The organism is Rhodococcus sp. NPDC055024, assembly GCF_053608585.1.
The window spans coordinates 1,335,812-1,353,976 of the sequence record NZ_JBSGVT010000001.1 but is presented as its reverse complement, the minus strand read 5'-3'; the positions used below and the strand labels follow the sequence as shown (position 1 = coordinate 1,353,976).

Genomic DNA, 18,165 nt, shown 5'->3' with positions numbered 1-18,165 from the left:
AGGACTAGGCCTCAGCGCATACCGGGGCCGATACGGTGTGCTCATGCTCTGGCGTTGGTTCGCAGTCGTGATCGTCATCCTCGCTGTCGCCGGCATGTGGCGGGTCACCACCCCCGATCGTCCAGTTGCCGCAATAGTCGACGCCGAAACGCTGACGTGCGCGCCCCCGTATCCGATCGGCCCACTCCAGACGACACCAACAGCGACGGTTCCAGACGATTTCGTACCCGTCGCCGCCGTCACGTGCGACCCGTATATCAGAGACGACGTGGCAGCCGACCGAACCGTCAGCTTCTATGCTCACCGTTGGGAGGGCGATTTCAGTCGGGCAGTGAAAATGCTGAACCGCTCGTCCGCGCACAAGACTTGGTTTCCCGGAGGCTGCGGTGACGACTACAGCCTGGCTGTGCTGGACCAATTCTGGTTGGTCGACGATCGAGGCCGAGCAACACGGCCAGGGTATCCCTCCGACTCGTGTGGACTACCGAAACCCGGTGGCCTGGCTGCCATCAAGGAACTGACATCGGCCGGCAGTACCGAACACCGAATAGCATTGTCTGACGACCAGATCTACGAATTGTCACATTGCCGGCCGACGTACCGACCAGCCACAACAGGTACCACGGCGCTGACATCGCTGTCGGCGGGCAGCGTTTTCTGCCGATTCTCCTCCACCGAATTCGTAGGCACATCGTCTACGACGGAACCCTTCGACGGACTTCCACCCGCTCCCGACTGTGACGTGGTGGCCACCGAGGTGGCGTCGACGATCCACGTGGACAGCCTTACGGGCGAGGAACGATTGCTCACCGTCGAGCTCGACGGCTGTCAGCGCGTCATCGTCGACGGATACGCACCGCTGCAAGCGTCGGACGAGCTGTTGGCGTCTTTCCGGTAGTGCTGCGCCACAACGCGGTTGACCGCCCGCCCGAATGCGCAGGTTCCGATGTGACCGGTGACAGCACGCAATCCCGTCAGGCGCCCGGAAACTGAAGGTGCGCTTGGGTCTTTCCCAGAACCGTCTGTCCCTTGTGCGTGACTGTGACATCGATCCGCGTTGTCCGCATTGTGGTGTCGATCCGCGCGATCTTCGCCGTGATGGAGAGATCTGCACCATCGACGGCATCGACTACGACGGGCCGAGTAAAGCGAGTTTCATACGAGGTCACACCACTCGGATCACCAACCCAGTCGACGATTGCCTGCAAAGCAATTCCGGCAGTGAGCATTCCGTGTGCCAGAACTCCCGGCAGCCCGGCCGACGCAGCGATTGCGTCGTTGAAGTGGATCGGGTTCAAGTCGCCGGAGGCACCGGCGTAGCGAACAAGGTCATCACGCGTGAGAACCAGATCGACCTTGGCGACTATGTCACCAAGGACGAGGTTTTCGAAGACCGGCGAGGCGGGCATGGTCATGCTTCTTCTCCTCGCGCCAGCAGGGTCGAGGTGACCGTCGCGACCAAAGCGTCGGTCGCGTCGTGGATCTCGGAAACTGTCGAGAGGATCGCACTGCCTGCTCGCACTGTCACCCCTGTAATCGTCAGTGTCGTAGACAGGTCATCGCCGGCGACTATCGGACGCTGATGCTCGATCTTCTCGGAAGTATGCACCACACGAGTCGGATCGAGCCCGGTATCCGGCGTGCGCAGCAGTGCCATGATCGCTCGTTGCTGGACAACGGTTGTGAATGTTGTCGGCGCGATGACATCGACGAACCCGGCCTCCCTGGCGACACCGACATCATGGTGCAAGGGATTGCTCGAACGCACAGCCGCAGCGAACTCGCGAATCTTTTCGCGCCCGACAAGGTACGAAGACGAGGGAAATACCCGCCCGGCGAGCGCTGGGTTCACAGGAGACATCTCGGAATCCTAATGGCGGCCGACCTCGCGTTGATTCGTGGCCTGAGGTTTCGTGGGCCCGAGAATGCGATCGAGGAGGCGCTCAACCAATCGGACCGCCAATTCCGCTGTGCCGTAACCAGGAAGCATCCCCTGGGCGAGCCCCGCGACAGCCGCCAGAATGAGCTCGGCGTCGAGGTCGGGATCCATTGACGGCACGACTGCGTCCTGATTGGTCACCCGTTGAAGCTGGCCGGAAATGAGCGCTGCCAACTCACGCGGGGCAGTTAGAGTCCCCTCGGCGGCGATTCCCTGTCCGGTCAGTGCGGCAGCGTGAAAGGCGCCGAGAACAATTGCTTCCTCTCGACGTTGCTGATCGAGCGGGAGCATGCCGACAAGGAACGCTGAAATAACCTCGCGGGGTGTCGCTTCCGCACCCAGAACAGACAACTCCTGCATGAGGCGAGCGCCCGCATCCTGACGAACGGCTTGATGCGTCGCGAGGAGGAACTCCCGCTTCGTACCGAAGTAGTACTGCACGAGACGCACCGAAATCCCAGCCTCGGCAGCAACGGACTGAAAGGTCACCGCCGCGAGCCCACCGTCGACAATCACTCGCCGCACCGCATCGGTGATCTCCCGTTGCCTCACTTCATGGTCGACCAGTCGCGGCATGAGGCTGTCCTTTCCCTTTCGATATGGATGGAACTGACTCGTTAATGATACGCACGTACCGCATTAGTGATACGTTCATACCATCAAATCGAAACGCAGTGAGAGGGGCACTCATGCCGAAGATCGGACGATTCAAAAACGAGGCATCGAAGCAGGCGTACGACCGCATCTACCGAGAACTGGAAGGCACCTGGCCGGTTCCGTCGACACAACTCGACGTGCCGACATCGTTCGGAACCACCCATGTTCGCAGGTCGGGGACCGGCACGGAAACGCCGATCGTCCTGGCGCACTCTCTCGGGGCCAACTGTCTGCAATGGCACATCGTCATCGAGGACCTGTGCCGAGACCGAGTCGTGTACGCACTGGACACGATCGGCACACCAGGCCTCAGTGTGCAGACTTCTCCACTGACCGGGGAGTCCGACTTCGCCACCTGGATCAGCGAGGTATTGAACGAACTCAAGGTCGATCGCGTCCACCTGGTCGGCTACTCGCAGGGCGCGTGGCATGCCGTTCTCGTAGCACTTCATTCTCCTGAACGACTGGCGAGTGTGACGCTCATCGAACCGGGTGGAGTCTTCGACAAGCCCTCGTGGCGTGTGCTGCTGAAGATGATCCGCGCCGGCATGCGCCGCACCGACAAGAATATTCGCAAGCTCAACGATTGGCTGTCCCCCGGGTACGTTCTCGGCGACCTCGAGTTCGCCCTCGCCAAGGAAGCGCTGAACTACCGGCCCGGCATCGGGTGGGCACGAATGCTCAAAGATGCAGAAGTGCAGTCGATCTCGGTTCCCATGCTCGTAATCTCCGGTGCTGAGACGGTGGTCTCCAACCCCGAGCAGGTGGCCGCAAGGTTAGCTGATCTTGTACCTGAAGCCGAAGTGGAGATATATGCCGGAACCGGCCACGGAATCCTGGGACACATACCTGATCAAGTAATTCCCCGACTCATGAAGTTCGTCCGCAATCATGACGACGCGAAGCGAACGTAATCTCGCCGATCAGGCGCCGACTGGGTGGTGAGGAAGCCGGTCAATCAGCTGGCCAAGGCGGTACAACTGATTGATGCGAACATTCTTCTCCGACCGCCGCGGTCAGGTAGTGGTGGCCGTTGCCGCCGCCGTTCTGGTCGTGGCGGGAGGTCTGTGGTGGACGAAGACCATCTCCTTCACCTCAACTGCGGTAGTTGAGTTCAGTAGCAGTCGAACCGGACTCTACGACGGGTCCCCGCGCGATGCGTACATCGGCGATCGGGAAGCCTCCAACGGCATGCCTGTTCCTGCTGAAAAACTCGCGCAGATACTCGGTGGCAGTGCTTCCGACTACGAGTCCGATCTGACGATCACAGATGCGGACGCACCTGGGCTCGCGGTGACGGCCCGAGGTCGAACCCCCAGCGCCGCCCGAGCATTGGCGACCGACGCCGCCGAAGCTCTCTGTTCGATGTTCGAAGAAGCCAACGCAATGACTTCCGGAGGGTTCACGTTCACCGTCGTTCCACCGGGGAACTGACGGATCTATGGTCAGTAGCGCGGCCGCACCAGGTTTATGCCTGTTCCCGCTCGGCTGCGAGGGCGACCGCCTGTTCGAAGGTGTGGACGAGCACTGCACGTCGAGCGACCTTGTGATCCTCGTTCGGTTCGAGTTCGTCAATGTAGCCATCCCACACGCGCAGATATCGATCGCGCCAGTCGATCAGCACTTGCGTCGATGGAAAGGTCACACCGACTCGTTTCGTCTGGGCAATATCGGTGAGGATCTCGAGCCACGCCGGCACCATCTCCCCGCCCCATTCATCCGGCTCCAGACTCGAATCGTCTTCGAACTCGGCAGTGATGTCGTCCACGATTCGACCGGTCAGGGCCCCCAACCCATCCGCGACGGTGTCATTGTCAAAGTTTCCCGGACCCCAGACTCCCACAAGCCCTCCCATATCGATTGCGGATAAATTCAGGTCGACAGTCGCGTTCCCGTCGCAGCAGGCCGTGAGCGTGCTCACAGGGCACGGCCTGTCTGCGAACTGATGCTCGCGAGACAAAACAGGGTTGACCACCGTCATGTCCCGTGTGAGCATTCTCCAGACCGGCTCTGCAGACCGACCGACGCGACTTACGCCCGACTGAACGGTGCGAAGTCTCGCCACACGTCATGCCTGGAGCAAGAGGCTGGCATTCACGAGACCAGAAGAGAGAATTTCGTCGGAGAGTCCCGGATCCGACACTGACCGTGACAGTTGAAGGGCCCCAATAAGGATGGACATCACCCCGATAGCAACTGATCGCGCAGCAACGCGCTCCTTGATTCGAGTTCGATCGGCGACGACACCGATCATTGCCTCCAAACCATCTGTATATGATTGCTGCACAATGCTATTCGAGCGACTAATCTCACCGAGTAGCGCGGCCGATGGGCATCCGACTTCTGGTTGATCACGATGACTCGCCGACAGATAGCTCTCGATGAAAGTCCGCAATGCCTGACCGTCGTCGGGTAGTCCCCGAAGAGTGTCGAGTTGCGTCGCCAACTGATCAGCCAGCACCACCGCGACGAGTTCGTCCTTGGACGAGAAGTGCGCGTAGAACGCACCGTTGGTCAGTCCGGCATCGGACATCAAGGCGCTCACGCCAGACCCGTCGATCCCATCCTTTTTGAGGCGTCGCCCCGCCGCGTCCACCACGCGAGCGCGGGTCTGCGCTTTGTGTTCAGTGTCGTATCTCGCCATGTCAGGATCCCTCCATGCCCTTGCCTCGCCCGATTGTATCCGATAGCCTTACGATCATAATAGTATGACCGTAATATAAAGGCTTCTCTCACGGGCCACGCTCACCACTTCGGAAGGACAGACATGGCGACACGCCACGACGCACCGTCCAACACGCCCACATGGAAAACCGTCCGGACGAAAACCGTGCACGCGAACGGCGTGAACTATGCATACCGCGAACTCGGCACCCCGGGAGGCGTGCCTGTGGTGTTCCTGCACCACTTCGCCGCCGTCCTCGACGACTGGGATCCGCGCATCATCGACGGAATCGCCGAGAATCACCACGTCATCGCGTTCGACAACCGAGGCGTAGGAGCAACCGACACCGCGGTACCTGCAGACCTCGAACAGATGGGCCAGAATGCGGCTGCGTTCATTCGCGCCCTCGGCCATGGCACCGTCGACCTGACGGGTTCTCCCTCGGCGGTGCAGTCGCCCAGATGATCGCCCTGCACGACCCGACTCTGGTCCGGCGAATGGTGCTGGCCGGCACCGGACCTCGCGGTGCCGGCGGGGTCGACCAGATGGGCAAGATCGTCGGGTTCGCCTACCTCAAAGCCGCCCTCGCGCGTAAAGACGCCCGACACTTCCTGTTCTTCCCACGCACCGACGAGGGAAAAAGCGCCGCCGATGACTATTTCGCGCGACTCGCCGAACGAACAGTCGATCGTGACACGCGCATTTCGATGCAGGCACGAGTCGCCCAACTCAAAGCAATCGTGGGCGGTGGCAAGGCGGCACCCGACGACCTGGCTCGCATTACCCAACCCGTCTTCGTAGCGAACGGCGACAACGATCTGATGGTCGCGAGTGATCACTCCGCTGACCTCGCGCGGCGCATCCCGAATTCGAAGCTGACGATTTATCCGCGTTCAGGGCACGGCGGGATATTCCAATACCACCAGGATTTCGTCCCGGCAGTTCTCGACTTCCTTGCCGCCGGAGGCAGTACTCCCGTCCCGACACCATCTACAAGCGCTACAGGAGATCAGCCATGAGAGCACTCACATTCACCGCATACAAACGACCTCTGCAGGAAACGACGGCGCCGGAACCCGCTGTCGGCGATCATGACGTGCTTGTGAAGGTGCAGGCGGCCGGCTTGAACCAGCTCGACGAGAAGATTCGCACGGGTGAGTTCAAACAGTTGCTGCACTATTCGTTTCCGCTCACGCTCGGACACGACATGGCAGGCACAGTCATTCAGATCGGTGCCCTCGTTCGTCAATTCTCGATCGGCGACGAGGTCTACGCCCGTCCCCGGGACGGGCGCATCGGAACCTTCGCCGAACGCATCTCGGTGCACGAGGACGACGTGGCGTTGCGGCCGACATCGATCAACATTGTCGAAGCTGGTTCGCTACCGCTCGTCGCACTCACTGCATGGCAGGCACTCGTCGAGAGAGCCAATGTTCAACCGGGACAGAAGGTTCTCATCCACGCCGGTGCCGGCGGGGTCGGGTCGATCGCCATTCAGCTCGCAAAACACCTCGGGGCGACGGTCGCCACGACCGCGAGCAGTTCGAACTCGGACTTCGTTCGGGGACTCGGCGCCGATGTCGTCATCGACTACCGCAACCAGGATTTCGAGCAACTGCTCGCCGGTTACGACGTGGTTCTCGACAGCCTGGGTGGCGACAACCTCGAGAAGTCTCTTCGCGTGCTCAGGCGGGGTGGACTGGCAATCGGCATTGCAGGCCCCCCGGACCCAGCCTTCGCCCACTCCGCCGGCTTGAATCCCATCATGCGTCTTGCGATAGCCGCACTGAGTCGCAAGATCCGCAAACAGGCCGCAAAGGCAGGGGTGAGCTACGAATTTCTGTTCATGCGCGCAAGCGGTGACCAACTTCGCCGCATCGCCACACTCGTCGACGACGGCGTCATCCGGCCGATCGTCGGGAGAATTCACGCATTCGACGAAGCACCGGAAGCGCTTGCAGCACTCGCCAAGGGCGGTATCCGCGGCAAAGCCGTCATCACCCTGCCCACAAACTGACACACCACCCGGAGATCATTCGAATGTGCACCTCGAACCACCCCGTCGGCACCACCTACGCGTCAGCGCCGACGAAGACCGTCACGGCAGGCGGAACGACGTACGCCTACCGCGAACTTGGACCAAAAGGGGGCATCCCCGTCGTCTTCCTCGTTCACCTCGCCGCCAACCTCGACAACTGGGACCCCCGCATCATCGACGCGATCGCCCGGAACCGTCACGTCATCACGTTCGACAATGTCGGCGTCGGTGCATCATCCGGGAAGGTTCCCGACACGATCGAAGCGATGGCAGCGGACGCCTACACCTTCATTTCGGCATTCGATTTCGACACCATCGATCTCTTCACGTTCTCGATGGGGGGCTTCGTCGCCCAGGATCTAGTTCTCGCGCACCCCGGCCTGGTCCGCAAGCTCGTGCTTACCGGCACCGGCCCACGTGGAGGCAAAGACATCGACAAGGTTGCCGGACTGACATATCGGGATTTTCTGCGCGCGACGTTGGTCAGAGCGGACCCGAAGGAATTTCTGTTCTTCAACCGCAACGCCGCGGGTAAGACCGCCGCGAAAGAATTCATACAGCGCTTGCACGAACGCACCGTCGACCGCGACAAGACCGTCGGAATCGGTATATTGCGAACACAACTCGACGCTATCAAGAAATACGGCCGTTCCGCCCCTTCCGATCTGTCACGAATCACCGCCACGACGCTCATCGTCAACGGCGACCACGATCGAATGGTCCCCACCCCACTTTCGGAAGATCTACGACGACGCATCCCCGGCTCCGAACTGATCATCTACCCCGACTCCGGGCACGGCGGAATCTTCCAGTACCACAACATATTCACCCCGATAGTAGTCGACTTCCTCGGACACTGACCGCCGAGATTCGTACGTCGGTTCTCGAGAGCCCGGACACCCCGCCAACGGGAGGCACCGTCGCGGTCGTGAATGAGACAAGGCATGCACAGGTACCTGTGATTGTTTCCTCGCGGCGGCCTCGATATCTTCTTCTGGACAGTCGATCAGGACGAGTCGACATCGGAGCGAATGAACACCGAAGTGCCCAAGCATGTTCGACGCTTGGTCCTTGCGGTCTTGCTACCCGTCAGTCGGGGTGGGCTCGGGGTTTTCCTGGATGTATCGCAGATTGCGAACCCGTACGCTATCGCAATGGACTTGATGGTCTGGATCGTCACGACGCCATTTCTTGCAGCAGCACTGGCGGGCGTGATGCGACGAACGCTGGGGACGAGGGTCGGTTGGCCGCGAACACTTGCGGTCGCGGTGATAGCGCTCTCGGTGGGTGTCCCACTGTCGGGCTACGCCGCGACGTTCGCAGGAATTGCCAGCCAGGACGATCAACTTCTGGTGAGCGTGGGAGTAGCGCTCACGTTCTTCGGAGTTGTCGCACTCTGGGTGTTCGCGGCGTGCCTGGCTGCTTTGGTTTTCCTCGAAGTTGTCGTTCCAACGGGGTCCATTCCCGGTCCGCCAGAAGCATTGCAGCGCAGCCGCAAATCCTGGCGACGAACCAAGCGATACGTCCAGATCATGGGCATCGTCGTGCGAGCGGGAGGCGGGCCAGCGCTCCGTGCCGGGCCGTCAGCGCCTCAGTTCGGGGACGCGCTGGTGGAAGTAATCAACCGGTGCGGCGTCACTTTCGTCAAGCTGGGACAGATCCTCGGCACGCGAGACGACCTCATACCACCTGAGCTGGCTCGCACTCTCTCGTCTCTGCAAAGTTCGGCACGCCCGGCTGATCCAGGCCGCATTGCAGAGCTACTGGCATCGGAACTCGGAGACGCCCCCGAGCCGGTGTTCGCATGGTTCGATGTAGAGCCGTTCGCCGCCGCCTCTGTCGCACAAGTACATTCCGCGCGCACCACCGACGGCGTCGATGTGGTGGTGAAGGTTCAACGACCCGAGGCGAGCGCACAGGTGAGCGTGGATTGCGATATCTTCCTCCGTGTTTCATCCCTTGCCGAAACCCGTTTTCCCTGGGCACGCGATATCGGCGTTCATCGACTCGCCGGCGGTCTCGTCACGTCGCTGCTCGAAGAGCTCGACTACCGTACCGAGGCCGCGAACACCGCCACGATTGCCGCCACCATGGCAAGCCGACCGGATATCGTCGTTCCGCACATCTACCCCGAACTCAGCAGCGGGCGAGTGGTTGTGATGGAACGTCTTCACGGAACACCACTTTCCGACGGCGAGGCAGCGCTCACCGACGTCGACGTCGACTCTCGCAGCAGAATTGCCAACGAGCTTCTCGCGTCGCTGCTCGACGGGATCTTCGTCCACGGGGTGTTCCACGCCGATCTGCACCCCGGCAACATCATGGTCCTTGACGACGGACGCGTCGGCCTACTCGACTTCGGCGCAGTCGGTGTTCTGGACGGGGAGACACGGATCCTGTTCGCCGTACTCCTGAATGCCGCACTGGCAGGTGATCCGGTGGCAACAGTCGACGCGATGTTGATGGCGTTCGACGTGCCTGACGACGTGGATCGTGGAGCGCTACGTCACCAAGTAGGCCGCGAGATCACCCTTCTCGGTCTTGCGCCCAATGTTTCGATGGGATCGTTCGCGCGAATGTTCACTGTGCTTCGAGAGCACCGAATTGGTGTGCCGGGAGATGTCGCAGCAGCTTTCCGTTCACTCGCGTCGGTGGAACGCGCCCTCCGGCTTCTGGATCCGAACATCGACCTCGTCTCCGCGGTGCGCGCCGAAGTACCCCGACTGTTGACCCAGGTCGCCAGCCCCGCCGCAGCGGCGCAGGCGATGCTGTCGACGATTGCGGTCACAACGGCCGTGGTAAGGCGGCTGCCTGGTCAGCTCGACCAGATCACGACCTCACTGGCCTCGGGAAGCTTCACACTCCGTACCCGCTCCTTCGCGCACCCCGACGACAGGCGGTGGCTCCGACGGTCGGCGAACAATGCCCTGGGAATGGCGGCTGGAGTTGCTGCGCTGATAGTCGCGGCGATCCTGCTGTTCGTTCCCGGTGGACCACAGCTCACACCTCAGTTGTCCAGCTATGCGCTCGTGAGTGCGGTACTGGGCTTTGTGGGGGTCGTCCTGTGCATGCGGACCGTGTTCCGCTTGTTCACCCTCGACAACAGGTAACGAATAGCTCAGAAGTGTTCATCGCTTGATCTCGATATCGTCGAAGTCGAGCGCCAAAAGCGTCGGCCGCGAGAGGACACGGCCACCTGGGCCCCGCGGAAGTACGCGGCGCCGAGTGGGGAACGTGAGGCCGTCGAACTGGCGATGTTGGTCGCAGTAAAGGGCGGCTTTGGCCCACTTTCCTACAGGTTCAGCGACGAAATCGTGGCGGCGGATGAGGCCATCGGTGTCTACGTAGAAGGTCTGTTGCCGGCAATGGGTGTCGATTCCTGGCGCGAATGTCGCCTGTAGTCGTCGCCATTGGCGCCCGGCTTCCTGCCACGGTTCGCCTTCGGTGACAGTGATGTCGTCGCGGGTGAGCAGCACGGGTGCGTTCAGATAGTTCCAAAAGGCGTATCCGGCGAAGTAAGCGGTGTCGAGCGCGTCCCAGTGAAGATTGCGCCGGATTCCACTCAACCCGAAGAACTCTGGACGCGGGTCGGTTCGGCTCTCGAGTTGTTCGCCGTCACGAGTCTCGATCCACACGGCCCTCTTGTCGAACACAGCGCGCTCGCCGACGCGCGGAAAGTCCTGGAGGACAGTGCGTTGCTCGGCAACTTGCACCTCGACCGTGAACGTCGCGAGCTTGTTGCCGGGGAAGCGCCCAGGCAACAGACCGCCCAAGCGTCCCCGTGCCGTGATCGCTGAAACGGACTGCCAACGTTCGACGCCGCCATGTGCGATGAGGACTTCATCGAGTAGTTCGTTCATGTCTCGTCGCTTTCCGTCCCCTGACGGAACTGAGGAATCAGCGATCAGACGGACGCGTAGCTGTAGTTGCGTTCTTCCGGCGGTACCACTGCCAGCCCGCGGTGATGATGACGGCGCCGGCGAGGGACCCCAGGATGCCGCTCGGGCGCAATGATATTCCGTCGCCTGCAATCAAACTCACGAGCAGTCCGCCCACCAGCGAACCGCCGATTCCCGCGATGAACGCGAAGGTCCAATCCACCCGTGCCGCCCTTTGTCCCAGAATCAACTGGGCTCCCGCTCCGATGACGATTCCGAACAGAAGTATTCCGATGATGAGCATGTGAAAAGACCCTTTCGTGGAGTGACGACGCAAGGCGCGAACGACTTACTCTGCGCCATCTTTCCGGTACGTCCCTTATGTCGTGGTGAAATCCATGTGAAAGGTCGTCACCGATCACTCCACACTGCTAGGACGACGCCAGTGTCGTCGCCCAGCGGTAGTCCGCCTTACCGGCCGGAGTCCTCTTGACTTCGTCGACCAGCACGATCGTGCGCGGCACCTTGTAGCCGGCCAACGTCTTACGGCAATGTTCCTGAACCGCTTCGAGAGTCAGCTCGTCAGACTCGGGATAGGTCGCGATCACCGCGGCAACCTGCTGCCCCATGCGCGCGTCGGGTGCAGGGACAACAAGCGCGTCGGAGATCGCCGGATGCGCGTGAAGGGCGGCCTCGACCTCTTCGGCGAATACCTTCTCGCCGCCGGTGTTGATGCACTGTGAGCCACGGCCGAGGAAGACAATGGTGCCGTCCGCTTCCACCTTGCCCATGTCTCCGAGCACCGAAAGACGGGTGCCATCGGCGCGGGTCGGGAACGTCCGGGCGGTCTTCTCCTCGTCCTTGTAGTACCCGAGCGGGACGTTTCCGATGCGCGCGATGTATCCCACATCGTCGGAGCCGGCTGGGATCTCTTCGAGACGCTCGTCGACCAGAATCATGTTCGGCGAGGGCGGCATTCGCAGATTTCCTGCCTCGTCGATGGCGAAGGCGCCGTCGTTGCCTGACTCCGAGGCTCCGAAGTTGTCCCGCAACAGCAGGTCCGGCTTCACCGCCAGCATGCGGTCCCGGACGCTGGTGGACCAGATCGCGCCACCCGAGGTGATCGAGAACAGGGTGCTGAAATCAACCTCGTCTTTGCGTCGTTCCATCTCGTCGACCAACGGCAGTCCCATACCGTCGCCGACGATCAAGATCACCTGTACCGAGTCCTTCTCGATCGCTTCGACGACCTTCGCCGGGTCGAACTCTCGTCGTAGAACAACCCGCGCACCGAGGGTGAGGAAGGTGAACAGCGAGTACAGGGCGGCGCCATGCATCAGCGGGGCGGCAATTAGGAACGAGAGCTCCGGAAATTCCTTTGCAGCACTGGCGATCTCGGCGAGGTCCTGCCGCGCTCCCTCTCCGTACGGATTTCCGCCGGAGAGCGGCTTACGGAAGAAGTCGTCGTGACGCCACATGACGCCCTTCGGGTATCCGGTAGTCCCGCCGGTGTAGAGCAGGTACACGTCGTCGCCCGAACGAGAGTCGAACTCCCCCACTGGCGACTGTTCGCGAGCGTCGTCGAAGGAAACCACGGAAACTCCGTGCTCATTCGCGGCGGCGACCAGTTCGGCCTCGATCTCGCCGATCACGATCACCGTCTTCACCTTCGGGCATGCACCGAAGAGGGAAGCAAGGACACGCTGATGTTCGGGAAGTTCCACGACCACCGCGACCGAGTCGGAGTTGGTGAAGATGTACTCCAGTTCGGCGGGCGTGTACCGGTAGTTCACGTTGATCGGGACCGCGCGGATCTTGATCAACCCGAGGATCGACGTGACATGTTCGACACTGTTCTTCAGGAACAGAGCCACGTGGTCACCACGCGAGATACCGGCTTGCGCGAGCAGGTTGGCGGTTCGATTGGCCTCCGCGTCCAACTCAGCGTAGGAGAAGTTCTCTCCCTCGTAAGTCAAGGCGACGCGATCAGGTACCGAGCTGGCGACGGTTTCGAATACATCAGCGAGGTTGAACTGCATCGTCTTCCCTTTCAGGGTCTGCGCCGCGATATCGAGGCATACAACCCTGAATCTAGAACACGTTCCACGCAGCCCGAGGCAAAACGGAACGATTAGCTGACCATTACCTGGACCTGACCTTGATCGGCGCGGCGACGGCCGAGCCCGCACCGCCCGACACCCATTCGGCGAGCAAGGTCTGCCACGACCCGCAATGGCAGCGCAGGTAGGTGACCGTCCCCTCGCTGGTCCGATGCCGAGATTCGATCTCCCAGCGGTGGATGCAACTTATCGGCGCGAAATCTGTTTTCTTCATACGACGAGCATGATGTAATGGCATTGTGCATCTCAACCCTTACGGCGAATATGCGGTGACGTTGGCAGCCGACCTGGCCAATCGAAATCCCACATCCTTGGCCGAGTTGGTCGAACGCTGCGTCGACGCTGGCATCATTCTCGATTTCCCCATCGCCGAGAAAGATCTCGACGAGACCCTCGATCTTCTGATCGAGTGGTCGAAGATCGTCGACGTCACGGACGAGGCTGCCCGCGCCGAGTTGGTGAACGTCATGCTCGAGCAAGCGTCGGCATATCCGCGCATGACCAACCACGCCAACGACGGATGGCATCTGCACTATCGCGATCCGCAACAGTCGCTCGCCGAGGTCCTCAAGGCCCTCTTCTCGGTAGGCACGGCGCTGCACCTCGTCGGCCGCGGAATGCACCGATTAGGTCGGTGCACCCTGGACGAGTGCACCAACATCTACGCGGACACCTCACGCAACGGCAATCAGCGGTACTGCTCCCCCACGTGTGCGAATCGCGACGCGGTGCGACGCCACCGCGCGCGCAAGTGAGCTGTACCGACTACGACGTCGGACCGACCACCTCGAAGTCCGAGCCACCTTGGTAGTCGGACTGGAAGCTGCCGCTGCTGCTTCCCGAACTGATCCGATTCCACGCGTCGATCAAGTCCTGAACCGTGTTGTATCCCAGGTCCTCCAAAGAACCTGAGAGACTTCCGGTTCCGGCGCCCTCGAACCAGCCGCCGACCACGACGGCCTGCGGAATGGCAATAGTCGGGTTGGTGGGATCGAGGAGTCGAACGCACGCTCCCGCGACGGCGTAGACCCCAGCGGGCAGATTACCGACGGTCCGGGTGATCGTCTGGCCAGGCGAGACGGCAAACAAATCGAGGATGTTGCTGACGGTCGGATACACCAGCACGCCAGGCTGGAGCAGTTTTGCCGGGTCACGAATCACGTCGGGGACATCCCTGGCATTGAGGATCGCCACCGTGCAGTTGATGAAGCTGAACCGCGGATTCGGATTGGTGATGGTGAAGGTGATCGCATTGTCCGCTGCGCCCACCGACACCGGCGGCGGGAGAATCGCCGGTGCTGCCGACGCCGTCGCCGGAGACATCACAACCAGTCCCACGACGGCGGCCGACGCCGCAGCGATGCTTCCGCAAGCTCGTATGAAGCCACGACTTCGCATTTCCGAACCTCCAGGCAAGTCGGTCAGATCACCAGATGCCTGAAGAATAGACCGCTCAGTCGGAAATTTGGGGAGACAGACGCTGAGCTACCCGAAAAGTCCTTCGAGGCTGCCGCTGCCGAACAGGTCGCTCAGGCTTCCGGTATTGATGCCGCTGAACGGTCCACCGATGACAACGAGGCTCGGCACGCCAGGAACGGGCTTACCCAACGTCTCGAGATCGAGAAGATCGGAGCAGGCACCGAGCACCGCGTAAGTCCCGTCCGGAACATCGGTCACGGTATTGGTGACCGTCTGCCCCTTGCCCACGGCGAACAGAGACTTCGGATCGGTGATCTTGGGGTACACCACAAGGTTCGGATCGAGCAGCTTCAACGGATCGTCAAGCACGGCAGCAGAATCCGCGGCATTGATGACAAACGCCTGGCACAACGGGGCAATGCCCGTGTTGTTGTTCGTGATCGTCAGTGCCAGATCGTTTCCGGTCACCTTGTACGAGACGACCGGCGGGACCACCTCGGCCGACGCAGTTGCAGGATTGACCATCGCGACGCCTGCCGCGGTTGCAGCGGCAACGGCCACGGTTCCCACTACACGACGTACTCCACTCGTGCCCAGCTTCATCGAGGATCCTTTCGTACTGCGCCTTGAGTTCGGCAACAGTGCGCAGCCTAGATCGGATCTAGCGCCCGAAATGGCCCAATGGTCCCGCCGGGAGGTCATGCCCGAAAAATCGGGACAAACGTCCCCTTCTCGAAGAGCTCGCTCTTCGACTCAATTCCCGCTGGAGACGAAGGGCGTACGCACCGGTCCGCCTACCGAACCGTGCGGTGCGACCAATCCACGCTTTTCGAGGATCGGACGCACGCCCTCACCGAACTGATACGCCTCTTCGAGATGCGGATAACCCGACAGTACGAAGTGATCCAGGCCGATCGCCGCGTACTCGGCAATCCGATCGGCCACTTCTTGGTGCGAACCGACCAATGCGGTACCCGCTCCCCCTCGGACCAATCCGACGCCGGTCCACAGGTTCGGCGCAATTTCCAGCGACCTCGCTCCGACACCCTCTTTGTATGCCGAACCGCCGCCGTGCAATTCGAGCATCCGACGCTGACCTTCGGAGCCGGATCGCGCAAGACTCGCCTGAGCCTGCTCGACGGTCGCCGGGTCGAGCGCACTGAGCAGCCGATCCGCTTCTGCCCACGCCTGTTCCGAGGTGTCCCGGCTGATGACGTGCAAACGGATTCCGTAATCGAGATGGCGTCCTTGAACTTCCGCGAGGTCGCGGATCCAGGCGATCTTGGCGGCGACGGCGGACGGCGTCTCACCCCAGGTGAGGTAGGTGTCCGCGTAGCGCGATGCGACGGTTCCGGCTGCCGGCGAGGATCCGCCGAAGAAGATGGGCGGTACCGGATCCGGAATACGCTGCAGCGTAGCTTTTTCCACGTTGACGTACTCGCCGGAAAAATCAACCGGACCGTTACCGGACCACAGCTGGCGGATCACGTCGAGGAACTCGCCGCAGCGTGCGTACCGCTGGTTCTTGTCGAGGAAGTCACCGAACGTGCGCTGCTCGTGGTCCTCTCCACCGGTCACGACGTTGAGCAGCAGGCGACCGCCCGACTGCCACTGGAAGGTCGCGGCCATCTGGGCAGCCAACGTGGGGCTGAGCAATCCCGGGCGCAGAGCAACCAGAAACTTGAGCGTCTCGGTGGTCTCGACCATCATCGCCGTCGTCAGCCATGCGTCTTCGCACCACGCGCCCGTGGGTGTGAGGACTGCTTCGAAGCCGTTCGTCTCCGCGGCCGCACCGATCTGATTGAGGTACTTCAGCGTCGCCGGACGATCACCGGACATCGAGCTGCCGTGCCCACCCGCCATCAGATTCCGAGAATCACCATAAGTAGGCAAGAACCAGTGGAAGCGCAGTGACACGGTGATTCCTTTCGTCGACGAACAGGCAGAACTCTTCTGTCATTACATCCACACTCCACCTCGAAGAACAGGGTTGAAATCACCCTGATCTCTAGGGGTGCCCACTTTCAGTCCCGGCGATACGTTCGTGAATTTGCACCGCTACCCAGGGGCTCCGATGACTACGTTTGCCGAAGTCGAGCACAATTCACCGTTCTCGAACGAGACCGACGATGAGCGACGTTCCAGGCTGAGAACCGTCGTCGCAGCAAGCCTGCTCGGCACGACGGTCGAGTGGTACGACTTCTTCCTCTACGCGACGGCCGCCAGCCTCGTCTTCAACCAACTGTTCTTCCCGAACCAGAGTTCCTTTGTCGGGACCATGCTTTCTTTTGCGACCTTTGCGGTCGGCTTTCTCGTTCGCCCGATCGGCGGAGTGGTGTTCGGTCACATCGGCGATCGCATCGGGCGCAAGAAAACGCTTGCGCTCACGATGTTCATCATGGGTATCGCGACGGCGCTCATGGGCGTTCTACCGACGGCCGCTCAAATCGGTGTCGTGGCACCGATTCTGCTTCTGCTACTTCGAATCCTGCAGGGATTTGCACTCGGCGGTGAGTGGGCCGGAGCTGTTCTTCTGGCAGTGGAACACAGCCCGGAGAAGAAGCGCGGCTTGTTCGGCAGCATCCCGCAGATCGGGCTGGCTCTCGGGTTGGCCTTGGGCACAGGAATGTTCGCGCTACTTCAAACGGTCTTCGACGACGAACAGTTTCTCCGTTTCGGCTGGCGCATAGCCTTCGTTCTGAGCTTGGTGCTCGTGATCGTGGGGTTGGTGGTCCGATTGAAGGTCGACGAGACGCCGGCATTTCAGGCAGTTCGCGACCTCGAACAACGCTCCTCCGCACCGCTCAAGGAAGTCTTCCAAGGAAGGGTTGCACGAAACACCGTACTGGGCATGCTGTCTCGCTGGGGCGAGGGCGCCGCCTTCAACACCTGGGGCGTCTTTGCAATCACCTATGCAACCAAGACTCTGCATTTCGAGAAGGTGCCCGTACTCCTCGTGGTCACTGTCGCCGCAGTTGTCATGGCGATCTTGCTGCCGTTCTCCGGCCTGCTCACTGATCGGTTCGGTCCGCAACGGGTCTACATCGTGGGCATCGCCGCGTACGGACTCGCGATCTTCCCCGCTTTCGCACTGTTCGGGACCGAAAACCTTCTGCTCTTCGGACTCGCGATGATCGTGGTCTTCGGAGTGATTCACGCCTTGTTCTACGGAGCCCAGGGAACGCTCTACGCGAGCCTGTACCCCACCGAAATCCGGTACACCGGATTGTCGGTCGTCTACCAGTTCTCGGGTATCTACGCCTCCGGCGTCACTCCCCTGATCCTTACTGCACTGATCGGCGCCACCGGCGGTTCACCGTGGCTGGCCTGTGGATATCTGGTGGCCACCTCGGCGATCAGCGTCGTCGCCACTGCGGCGATCAGGAAGCGTGATCTGTACCTGTAGTGGATGACATCTAAATATCTCCATCTCTTGCATATTTGCTAGA

Annotated in this window: 20 protein-coding genes and 1 pseudogene; 9 read left to right on the top strand and 12 right to left on the bottom strand. The window is 61.2% G+C overall.

The genetic code is table 11. The features are described 5' to 3' along the window. The first annotated feature begins 43 nt into the window (after positions 1–43). Positions 44–898 (top strand): hypothetical protein, encoded by an 855-nt coding sequence (locus tag ACWF6P_RS06305; RefSeq protein WP_452620404.1) that lies wholly within the window; start codon positions 44–46, stop codon positions 896–898. 76 nt (positions 899–974) lie between these two features. Here the strand turns inward: ACWF6P_RS06305 and ACWF6P_RS06300 are convergent, their stop codons facing one another. The 3 genes from ACWF6P_RS06300 to ACWF6P_RS06290 are packed head-to-tail and all read right to left on the bottom strand — an operon-like array spanning position 975 to position 2,515. Beyond that, the gene (locus tag ACWF6P_RS06300; protein WP_452620403.1) at positions 975–1,415 is read right to left on the bottom strand and encodes a MaoC/PaaZ C-terminal domain-containing protein; all 441 of its coding nucleotides are present in this window, start codon (positions 1,413–1,415) and stop codon (positions 975–977) included. Continuing rightward, the gene (locus ACWF6P_RS06295; protein ID WP_452620402.1) at positions 1,412–1,861 is read right to left on the bottom strand and encodes an FAS1-like dehydratase domain-containing protein; all 450 of its coding nucleotides are present in this window, start codon (positions 1,859–1,861) and stop codon (positions 1,412–1,414) included. The genes ACWF6P_RS06300 and ACWF6P_RS06295 overlap by 4 nt, the downstream gene beginning before the upstream one ends. Positions 1,862–1,870: 9 nt before the next feature. After that, complete coding sequence (locus tag ACWF6P_RS06290; protein WP_452620401.1) at positions 1,871–2,515, bottom strand: TetR/AcrR family transcriptional regulator; 645 nt, start codon at positions 2,513–2,515, stop codon at positions 1,871–1,873. A gap of 113 nt (positions 2,516–2,628) precedes the next feature. Here ACWF6P_RS06290 and ACWF6P_RS06285 point away from each other — a divergent pair, with 113 nt between their 5' ends. Further along, complete coding sequence (locus tag ACWF6P_RS06285; RefSeq protein ID WP_452620400.1) at positions 2,629–3,510, top strand: alpha/beta fold hydrolase; 882 nt, start codon at positions 2,629–2,631, stop codon at positions 3,508–3,510. A gap of 73 nt (positions 3,511–3,583) precedes the next feature. Then, positions 3,584–4,030, top strand: a complete 447-nt coding sequence (locus tag ACWF6P_RS06280) for a hypothetical protein (RefSeq protein ID WP_452620399.1) — start codon at positions 3,584–3,586, stop codon at positions 4,028–4,030. A gap of 34 nt (positions 4,031–4,064) precedes the next feature. On the opposite strand, the gene ACWF6P_RS06275 is transcribed toward ACWF6P_RS06280, so the two are convergent. Further along, positions 4,065–4,364: a DUF4259 domain-containing protein gene (locus ACWF6P_RS06275; RefSeq protein ID WP_452620398.1), complete on the bottom strand. Its 300-nt coding sequence runs from the start codon at positions 4,362–4,364 to the stop codon at positions 4,065–4,067. A 300-nt stretch (positions 4,365–4,664) separates the two neighbouring features. Further along, positions 4,665–5,240: a TetR/AcrR family transcriptional regulator gene (locus ACWF6P_RS06270; RefSeq protein ID WP_452620397.1), complete on the bottom strand. Its 576-nt coding sequence runs from the start codon at positions 5,238–5,240 to the stop codon at positions 4,665–4,667. Positions 5,241–5,363: 123 nt separating this feature from the next. Here ACWF6P_RS06270 and ACWF6P_RS06265 point away from each other — a divergent pair. The 4 genes and pseudogenes from ACWF6P_RS06265 to ACWF6P_RS06250 all read left to right on the top strand — a co-directional run bounded on the left by ACWF6P_RS06265 (position 5,364) and on the right by ACWF6P_RS06250 (position 10,409). Beyond that, positions 5,364–6,280: pseudogene (locus ACWF6P_RS06265) on the top strand (alpha/beta fold hydrolase). Next, positions 6,277–7,278, top strand: a complete 1,002-nt coding sequence (locus ACWF6P_RS06260) for an NADP-dependent oxidoreductase (RefSeq protein WP_452620396.1) — start codon at positions 6,277–6,279, stop codon at positions 7,276–7,278. Before ACWF6P_RS06265 ends, ACWF6P_RS06260 begins: the two are co-directional and overlap by 4 nt. 23 nt (positions 7,279–7,301) lie before the next feature. After that, the gene (locus ACWF6P_RS06255) at positions 7,302–8,159 is read left to right on the top strand and encodes an alpha/beta fold hydrolase (RefSeq protein ID WP_452620395.1); all 858 of its coding nucleotides are present in this window, start codon (positions 7,302–7,304) and stop codon (positions 8,157–8,159) included. A gap of 294 nt (positions 8,160–8,453) precedes the next feature. Further along, positions 8,454–10,409, top strand: a complete 1,956-nt coding sequence (locus tag ACWF6P_RS06250; protein WP_452620394.1) for an ABC1 kinase family protein — start codon at positions 8,454–8,456, stop codon at positions 10,407–10,409. A gap of 18 nt (positions 10,410–10,427) precedes the next feature. On the opposite strand, the gene ACWF6P_RS06245 is transcribed toward ACWF6P_RS06250, so the two are convergent. From ACWF6P_RS06245 to ACWF6P_RS06230, 4 genes are all read right to left on the bottom strand, one after another. Continuing rightward, positions 10,428–11,159 (bottom strand): hypothetical protein, encoded by a 732-nt coding sequence (locus ACWF6P_RS06245; protein WP_452620393.1) that lies wholly within the window; start codon positions 11,157–11,159, stop codon positions 10,428–10,430. Positions 11,160–11,196: 37 nt separating this feature from the next. Next, a complete protein-coding gene (locus ACWF6P_RS06240) occupies positions 11,197–11,481 on the bottom strand; it encodes a hypothetical protein (RefSeq protein WP_452620392.1) in 285 nt (94 codons plus the stop codon). Positions 11,482–11,608: 127 nt separating this feature from the next. Beyond that, positions 11,609–13,216, bottom strand: a complete 1,608-nt coding sequence (locus ACWF6P_RS06235; protein ID WP_378447305.1) for an AMP-binding protein — start codon at positions 13,214–13,216, stop codon at positions 11,609–11,611. Between the two features lie 103 nt (positions 13,217–13,319). Next, positions 13,320–13,511: a hypothetical protein gene (locus ACWF6P_RS06230; RefSeq protein WP_039973125.1), complete on the bottom strand. Its 192-nt coding sequence runs from the start codon at positions 13,509–13,511 to the stop codon at positions 13,320–13,322. 25 nt (positions 13,512–13,536) lie between these two features. Here ACWF6P_RS06230 and ACWF6P_RS06225 point away from each other — a divergent pair, with 25 nt between their 5' ends. Continuing rightward, positions 13,537–14,052 carry a CGNR zinc finger domain-containing protein gene (locus ACWF6P_RS06225; protein ID WP_378447306.1) on the top strand — a complete coding sequence of 172 codons (516 nt, stop codon included), beginning with the start codon at positions 13,537–13,539 and terminating at the stop codon, positions 14,050–14,052. A gap of 10 nt (positions 14,053–14,062) precedes the next feature. Here the strand turns inward: ACWF6P_RS06225 and ACWF6P_RS06220 are convergent, their stop codons facing one another. From ACWF6P_RS06220 to ACWF6P_RS06210, 3 genes are all read right to left on the bottom strand, one after another. Further along, entirely contained in the window at positions 14,063–14,695 is a 633-nt protein-coding gene (locus ACWF6P_RS06220) for a hypothetical protein (protein WP_452620391.1), read from the bottom strand. A gap of 87 nt (positions 14,696–14,782) precedes the next feature. Next, positions 14,783–15,319, bottom strand: coding sequence for a hypothetical protein (locus ACWF6P_RS06215; RefSeq protein WP_452620390.1), 537 nt, complete (start codon positions 15,317–15,319; stop codon positions 14,783–14,785). 150 nt (positions 15,320–15,469) lie between these two features. Continuing rightward, complete coding sequence (locus ACWF6P_RS06210; protein ID WP_042447073.1) at positions 15,470–16,633, bottom strand: LLM class flavin-dependent oxidoreductase; 1,164 nt, start codon at positions 16,631–16,633, stop codon at positions 15,470–15,472. A 157-nt stretch (positions 16,634–16,790) separates the two neighbouring features. Here ACWF6P_RS06210 and ACWF6P_RS06205 point away from each other — a divergent pair, with 157 nt between their 5' ends. Next, entirely contained in the window at positions 16,791–18,122 is a 1,332-nt protein-coding gene (locus ACWF6P_RS06205; RefSeq protein WP_452620389.1) for an MFS transporter, read from the top strand. The last annotated feature ends 43 nt before the right edge of the window (positions 18,123–18,165 follow it).